We start from the raw sequence: 464 nt of genomic DNA, 5'->3' as shown, positions 1-464 counted from the left end.
GCAGACAACACCATCTTCTGCAAGAAAAGGAGTTGTCCCTTCGTCGTCTGGACTTCGAACTGCCCCATGTCTTTATCAGACAAGGCCCCGCTCTCAGACGTCCCGAACGGCGGGTTAGTCAAGATGAAGTCGCAATCTGAATCTTGAATGTTCCAGTTCTTGGCCGTCCGTGCCAAGCTGTTCTCGGGCTGAATATTTGAATGCCCGTCACCGGCGACGATCATGTTCATCTTCGCCGCACATGCAACGCCCTCATTTGCGTCGGAGCCAAAAAAGACCTGCTGACGAATCTTCCGAACGAGTTCGCGATGGGTGGCGGCATTAATCGCTCGGTCGGCAAGCTTCTGAGTCGCGACCCTGAGGCTATCCCCCATGAGGTACACCAAGAAGCCGCCGGTGCCGCACGCGGGGTCCAGGACCTTAGGGGCCGCAGCCCCCGAAAGCAGTGCATTGACGATCTTCTC

At 56.7% G+C, this 464-nt stretch carries 1 protein-coding gene; it reads right to left on the bottom strand.

The window, feature by feature from the left end; translation table 11 throughout:
• Positions 1–464: N-6 DNA methylase (locus tag J5M57_RS28400; RefSeq protein WP_207938530.1), on the bottom strand; the 464-nt coding region annotated here is incomplete at both ends.

The organism is Pseudomonas sp. 86_A, assembly GCF_017491705.1.
Lineage (GTDB): Bacteria > Pseudomonadota > Gammaproteobacteria > Pseudomonadales > Pseudomonadaceae > Aquipseudomonas > Aquipseudomonas koreensis.
This window is presented reverse-complemented; position numbering and strand designations above follow the sequence as displayed.